7 protein-coding genes are annotated in these 6,654 nt (G+C 69.5%); all 7 read left to right on the top strand.

The genetic code is table 11. The annotated features are described in order from the left end of the window. Positions 1–330: ClpB D2-like domain containing protein (locus ON30_RS30310; RefSeq protein ID WP_040712994.1), on the top strand; the 330-nt coding region annotated here is incomplete at its 5' end. Between the two features lie 30 nt (positions 331–360). After that, positions 361–1,404 (top strand): alcohol dehydrogenase catalytic domain-containing protein, encoded by a 1,044-nt coding sequence (locus ON30_RS30305; RefSeq protein ID WP_040712993.1) that lies wholly within the window; start codon positions 361–363, stop codon positions 1,402–1,404. Positions 1,405–1,501: 97 nt separating this feature from the next. Then, positions 1,502–2,191, top strand: coding sequence for a hypothetical protein (locus tag ON30_RS30300; protein WP_040712990.1), 690 nt, complete (start codon positions 1,502–1,504; stop codon positions 2,189–2,191). Positions 2,192–2,394: 203 nt separating this feature from the next. Beyond that, positions 2,395–2,826: an Hsp20/alpha crystallin family protein gene (locus ON30_RS30295; RefSeq protein ID WP_040712989.1), complete on the top strand. Its 432-nt coding sequence runs from the start codon at positions 2,395–2,397 to the stop codon at positions 2,824–2,826. Between the two features lie 89 nt (positions 2,827–2,915). Further along, positions 2,916–4,721, top strand: coding sequence for an acetate--CoA ligase (acsA, locus tag ON30_RS30290; RefSeq protein ID WP_174387610.1), 1,806 nt, complete (start codon positions 2,916–2,918; stop codon positions 4,719–4,721). A 5-nt stretch (positions 4,722–4,726) separates the two neighbouring features. Further along, a complete protein-coding gene (pdhA, locus tag ON30_RS30285; protein WP_218006325.1) occupies positions 4,727–5,689 on the top strand; it encodes a pyruvate dehydrogenase (acetyl-transferring) E1 component subunit alpha in 963 nt (320 codons plus the stop codon). Continuing rightward, positions 5,686–6,654, top strand: coding sequence for an alpha-ketoacid dehydrogenase subunit beta (locus ON30_RS30280; RefSeq protein ID WP_040712987.1), 969 nt, complete (start codon positions 5,686–5,688; stop codon positions 6,652–6,654). The genes pdhA and ON30_RS30280 overlap by 4 nt, the downstream gene beginning before the upstream one ends.

Raw genomic sequence — 6,654 nt, 5'->3', positions numbered from 1 at the left:
CTGGAATCGATCGTCGACATCCAACTCGACCAGTTGCAGAAGCGACTCGCACAGCGTCGGTTGACCCTCGACGTCAGCGATTCGGCGCGGTTCTGGCTGGCGGTGCGCGGCTACGACCCCGTCTACGGCGCCCGACCACTGCGCAGACTGATCCAGCAGTCCATCGGCGACACCCTCGCCAAAGCGCTGCTGGCGGGCGAGGTCACCGACGGCGACAACGTCGGCGTCGACGTCAGCGGCGACGACGAGTCCCTCACCGTCTCGACAGCGCCCACTCCGTCCCCGGAGGGCGACGAGGACTACTTCCTCGCGGCAGACGCCGGCCACTGACCATCGAAACCCCTCCCTTGAGGAGCCACCATGTACGCGATGACCTACCAGGGACCGGGAGCCAAGTCGTGGACCGAGCACCCGGACCCGGAACTACGGGCCCCCACCGACGCGATCGTGCGGGTGGACGCCGTCACCATCTGCGGCACCGATCTGCACATCCTCGCGGGTGACGTCCCGGAGGTTCCCGCGGGCACGGTGCTCGGGCACGAAGCGGTCGGCACGGTCGTCCGACACGGGAGCGCGTGCACCGGGCTCGAGATCGGCGACCGGGTGCTGATCTCGTGCATCACCGCGTGCGGCACGTGCCGCTTCTGCCGTGAAGCTCGCTACGGCCAGTGTCTCGGGGGCGGCGGTTGGCAGCTCGGCCACCGAATCGACGGCACGCAAGCGGAATTCGTGCGGGTCCCGTTCGCGGACATGTCCACCCATCGCGTACCGCCCGATCTCACCGGCCAGCAGGCGCTGATGATGGCCGACATCCTGCCGACCGGTTTCGAGATCGGCGTGCTCGCCGGAGAAGTCCGTCCCGACGATGTCGTGGTCATCGTCGGCGCCGGTCCCATCGGCGCGGCGGCCGTCATGACCGCGCGCCTCTACAGTCCGCGCCGCATCGTCGTCGTCGACGTGACCGACAACCGGTTGGCCGCCGCCCGCCGCGTGGGCGCGGACACCGTGATCAACAGCGCCCAGGAGGACCCGCGCGCGATCGTCGACGCGCTCACCGACGGACTGGGCGCCGACGTGACGATCGAGGCGGTCGGCGTGCCCGAAACCTTCGAGCTGGCAGTCGATCTCGTCCGCCCCGGCGGACACGTCGCCAACATCGGCGTGCACGGAGCCCCGGCCACACTGCATCTGGAGAAGATCTGGATCCGCGACCTGACCATCACGACCGGTCTCGTGGACACCCGAACCACACCGGCGCTGCTGAGCCTGACCCAGCGCGGCAAGCTCGACCCGGCCGCCCTCGTCACCCACGAATTCACGATGGACGCGTTCGACCTCGCCTACGAGGTGTTCGCGAATCCGCACGAGTCCGGCGCGCTCAAAGTCGTCATCGCGCGCGACTGAATTCGGGTGGAGGAGGGGCCGATCCGTCGACCATGGTCGACGCGAACACGGTCGAAGTACTCTTCAACGCCACCCGATTCCGCGGGACTGTATCGACATGAGAACCACCACGTCCCTCGGAATCGGCATCGCGACCTATCTGGCCGGGTTGGCGGTGGGCTATCGGGTGCTGGTACGCGAGCGCTGCCTCACCTGGGGCGCCACCGCTGCCGAAGTGAAGCGGCCGATGCCCGGTGACGACCTGCTGCCCGTCGCGGACATCGTGTCGACCAGGGCGGTCACCGTCGAGACCGATCCGGCGGCCGTCTGGCCGTGGCTGGTCCAGATCGGCCCCGGACGGGGCGGCGCCTACACCTACGACTGGATCGAGAATTTGCTCGGACTGGACATGCACAGCGCCGAGGAGATCCTCCCGCAGTTCCAGGACCTCGCACCCGGCGACGAATTCCGCCTCGGTGAGAGCGGGCCGACTTTGCGGGTAGCGGTGCTCGAACCCGAACGCGCACTGGTCTTCGCCTCGACGGACGGACACTGGATCTGGTCCTTCGGCCTGTATCCCGAGGGCGATCGAACCCGATTGATCAGCCGCAACCGCATCGCACTCCCCGACGCGGGCGCACCGAAACGCCTGTTCTACAGGCTGATCATGGAGCCGGGGAGCTGGGTGATGGAACACAAGATGCTGCTGGGCTTGGCCCGGCGCGCCGAACGCCGCGACGCGGTTTCGACTCCTGTAGCCGCGGAAGCGGCGGCCTCTCCCGTGGCAGAGGGCGACCTGCTGCGCTGACAGAGCTTGGACGTCGCCGTCGCGCACTTCCGCGTGTCGAGCGGGGTCGATCGGGGTCGATCGGCGACGACCGTCGAGGCCGGCGACGGGCACCTGTTCCGAGGACTTCGGTCCTCGCACCGGGCGACCCGATGCCCCTACTGCACCGCCCGGGGCGGTAGTGCAATCAACAGGACACATCGATTCCGATCCGAGGAGACTTCATGAGTCCGCTTCCTGTTCACCGCGCCCACGGCTCGCTGCTGCCGGACTTCACCGAGCTGTGGAACGCCTTCACCCCGGTCGGCACCCTCGCGCCGATGTTCACCTTCCACACGATCCGCCTCGAAGACGCCATGGACGACAGTCAGTACACCGTCCGCGCGGAGATCCCCGGCATCGATCCGGCCGAGGATCTCGATGTCACCGTCGCCGACGGGCATCTGACCATCCGGGCCGAGCGCACAGTGCGCGAAGAGGAGAAAGGCCGCTCGGAATTCGGCTACGGCTCCTTCGTCCGCACGATCGCGCTGCCGCCCGGCGCCCGGGAGGACGGCGTCGCGGCCGAGTACACGCACGGCATCCTCACCGTCACGGTGCCGATGAACGCGGACAAGCCCGCCGCCAAGAAGATCGAGGTCAAGTCGGGCGACTAGCCCGACCGCGTGGGCCGTGCCCGACCGCGCTGTTCGCGGCGCGGTCTGGCACGGCCAGAGCACTCGCCCCACCCGAGGCGGAGATTCCCATGACCGACACCAGCACGTCCACGCCGGCGTCCGAACCACTGACGTGGGAACCGATCGAGAAGTCCGCGGACGAGCGGAGGGGCGCGGCGATGACCGACTACGCGCTGTCCTGTCGCGAATTCGACTGGACCGAGGCACGCGCCTCGCTCGGCGGGCTTCCCGGCGGCGCGGTGAACATCGCCCACGAGGCCGTCGACCGTCATCTGGGCACGCCGAGGGCAGCTCGTCCGGCGCTGCGCTGGCTCGGCGCCGGCGGTGGCGAGACCCAGTTCACCTACGCCGAGCTGGCGCGACTGAGCAACAGGTTCGCCGGAGTGCTGCGGGCGTCGGGCGTCCGGCGCGGCGACCGGGTATGCCTGCTGCTCGGACGTACGCCGCAGCTGTACATCGCGGCACTCGGGGGGTGGAAGGCGGGCTGCGTCGTCACCCCCCTGTTCTCGGCCTTCGGTCCCGAGCCGGTGCGGCAGCGGCTCGAGATATCGGGTGCGACCACGTTGGTGACGACCACCGCGCTGTACCGCCGCAAGGTGGCTCCACATCGTGACGCCTTGCCCGCGTTGCGCACCGTCCTGGTGACCGATCCCCCTGGCGACGATCCCGACCTGGTCGACCTGGACCGGGCGATGGCCGTGGCTTCCGATGACTTCCCCGTGGTCCCCACCGCCCCAGAGGAGCCCGCGCTGCTGCACTTCACCAGCGGCACCACGGGCAAGCCGAAGGGCGCTGTCCACGTGCACGGCGCGGTACTCGCACACCGCGTGACCGCCCGGTACGCACTGGACCTGCGCGCCGAGGACGTCTTCTGGTGCACCGCGGACCCGGGCTGGGTGACCGGCATGTCCTACGGCGTGATCGCGCCGTTGTGTCTGGGCGCCACCATAGTCAGCGACGAAGCCGAATTCGACGCTCGGCGCTGGTACGACATTCTCACCGCCGAACGCGTCACGGTGTGGTACACCTCGCCGACCGCGCTGCGGATGCTCATGCGCGGCGGCGACGGCCTTCCACCCGGCGCCGACCTGTCCCGGCTGCGATTCGTCGCGGGGGTGGGCGAGCCCCTCAATCCAGAGATCGTCGTATGGGGTGAGCGCGTCCTGGGCCACCCGATCCACGACAACTGGTGGCAGACCGAGACCGGCGCGATCATGATCGCCAACTTCGCCGCCGAGCCGGTGCGCCCCGGCTCGATGGGCAGGCCCCTTCCCGGTATCGAGGCCACGATCCTGCGACGTGACAGCGAGGGACGCGTGATAGTGGTCGACGGGCAGCCGCAGCGCGCGACCGTCGACGAAGTCGGCGAGTTGGCGATCCACGTCGGCTGGCCCTCGATGTTTCGCGGCTACTGGAACGACGACCGGCGCTACGAGCGGGCCTTCGTCGGTTCGTGGTATCTGTCCGGTGATCTCGCCCGCCGCGACGTCGACGGTTACTACTGGTTCATCGGCCGCGCCGACGACGTCATCGAATCGGCCGGCCACCTGGTCGGACCGTTCGAGGTCGAGAGCGTGCTCATGGCGCATCCGGCGATCGCCGAGGCCGGCGCCATCGGCACCCCGGATCCGGTGGCGGGCGAGGTCGTCAAAGCGTTCGTCACCCTCCTGCCCGGCTACCGACCCACCGAGGAACTGCGTAGCGATCTGCTGGCCTTCGGCCGCCGATCGCTGGGCTCGGTGGCCCCGCGCGCCATCGCCTTCGCCGAGCGACTCCCGCACACCCGCAGCGGCAAAGTGATGCGGCGCTTGCTCAAGGCGCGCGAGCTCGGGCTTCCCGAAGGCGACGTGTCGAGTCTGGAGACGGCGTCGTGACGGGACTGCCGGACCAGGAACGGATCGCTCTGCTGCGCACCATGATGCGCATCCGACGATTCGAGGAACGCTGCGTCCGGCTCTACAGCGCCGAGAAGATCCGCGGGTTCCTGCACCTCTACATCGGTGAGGAGGCGGTGGCCGCGGGCGTGTTCCACGCCCTGGGCCCCCAGGACTCGGTGGTGTCGACCTACCGGGAGCACGGACACGCCTTGGCGCGCGGGATTCCCGCGGCCGCGTTGATGGCGGAGATGTTCGGACGCACCACCGGGTGCAGCGGCGGCCGCGGCGGATCGATGCATCTGTTCGACGCCGAACGGCGCTTCTACGGCGGCAACGCCATCGTGGGCGGCGGACTGCCGCCCGCCGTCGGCTTGGCCCTGGCGGACTCGCTGCGGGAGTCAGCGGCGGTCACCGTCTGCCTGTTCGGCGACGGGGCCGTGGCCGAGGGAGAGTTCCACGAATGCCTGAATCTGGCCGCGCTCTGGCAGCTGCCGATCCTGTTCGCCTGCGAGAACAATCGCTATGCCATGGGCACCGCACTGGCTCGCGAGCACGCCGCCACCGACCTGGCCCTGCGCGCGGCGAGCTACGGGGTGGTTTCCCGTCCCGTGGACGGCATGGACCCGCAAGCCGTAGCACTGGCCACCCGTCGCGCGCTGCGTTCCATCCGCGACGGCGGCGGACCGTACTTCCTGGAACTGCGGACCTACCGGTTCCGCGCCCACTCGCTCTACGACGCCGACCGCTATCGCGACAAGTCCGAGATCGACCGGTGGCGCGAACGCGATCCCATCCCGGCGCTGGCGACCGAGCTGCTGGCAGGCGGGGCGTGCGCCGAGAGCGATCTGCGCGACTGGGAAGCGGCGATCGAGACCGAACTCGACGAAGCCGTCGCCGCTGCCGAGTCCGGCCCGCTGGAACCCCCCGGCGACCTCACCCGCCACGTGTACGCGGAGACGTCATGACCAGCTATCGGGAGGCGGTCAGGGAGGCGTTGCGCGAGGCGCTGCACCGCGACGACCGCGCCTTCCTGATGGGCGAGGACGTCGGCGCCTACGGCGGTTGTTTCGGCGTCAGCCGCGGTCTGCTCGAGGAATTCGGTCCGGAACGCGTCCGCGACACTCCCTTGAGCGAATCGGCCTTCGTCGGCGCGGGAATCGGCGCGGCCATGGGCGGAATGCGGCCGATCGTCGAGGTGATGACTGTGAATTTCAGCCTCCTGGCCCTGGACCAGATCCTCAACAACGCCGCGACACTGCGACACATGTCCGCGGGCCAGATCGAGGTCCCGCTGGTGATCCGGATGCCCACCGGCGCGGGCCGGCAGTTGGCGGCCCAGCATTCCCACAGCCTGGAGAACTTCTACGCCCACATCCCAGGTCTGCGGGTGGTCTCGGCGGCGACGGTCGCCGACGCGCGCGGCATGTTGTGGACCGCGGTGCAGAATCCGGACCCGGTGATCGTGTTCGAGCCGATCGCCCTGTACAACATCGACGCCGAACTGCCCGCGGACGCCGGGGCGGTCGACATCGACTCGGCCGTCATCCGTCGAGCGGGCGCCGATGTCACCGTGGTCGCCTACGGCGGCTCACTGCGCGTGGCCGAGCAAGCCGCCGACCGACTCGCCGAGCAAGGGGTGGCGGCCGAAGTCATCGACCTGCGCAGCCTGCGGCCGCTGGACCAGGACACGGTGCTGGAGTCGGTCGCGCGCACCCACCGCCTGGTGATCGTGGACGAGGGATGGCGCAGTGTCGGCATCGCCGCCGAGATCGCCGCTCGCGCCGCCGAATACGCCTACTTCGACCTCGATGCCCCGATCGCGCGCGTGTGCGCCGCGGAGACGCCGATCCCGTACGCCAAGCAACTCGAGGACGCCGCGTTGCCGGGACCGGATGCCGTGGTCGAGGCGATCCGTCGGGTGGTGAGCTGA

This window comes from Nocardia takedensis NBRC 100417, assembly GCF_000308695.1.
GTDB classification, from domain to species: domain Bacteria; phylum Actinomycetota; class Actinomycetes; order Mycobacteriales; family Mycobacteriaceae; genus Nocardia; species Nocardia takedensis.
Note: the sequence above shows the minus strand (reverse complement) of the source record. Positions and strands in the feature narration are given on the sequence as shown.

Excerpts from the sequence above, each read along its gene's own strand:
- acsA (WP_174387610.1), top strand. The coding sequence starts at position 2,916 with ATGACCGACACCAGCACGTCCACGCCGGCGTCCGAACCACTGACGTGG.
- ON30_RS30295 (WP_040712989.1), top strand. The coding sequence starts at position 2,395 with ATGAGTCCGCTTCCTGTTCACCGCGCCCACGGCTCGCTGCTGCCGGAC.
- ON30_RS30300 (WP_040712990.1), top strand. The coding sequence starts at position 1,502 with ATGAGAACCACCACGTCCCTCGGAATCGGCATCGCGACCTATCTGGCC.
- ON30_RS30305 (WP_040712993.1), top strand. The coding sequence starts at position 361 with ATGTACGCGATGACCTACCAGGGACCGGGAGCCAAGTCGTGGACCGAG.
- ON30_RS30280 (WP_040712987.1), top strand. The coding sequence starts at position 5,686 with ATGACCAGCTATCGGGAGGCGGTCAGGGAGGCGTTGCGCGAGGCGCTG.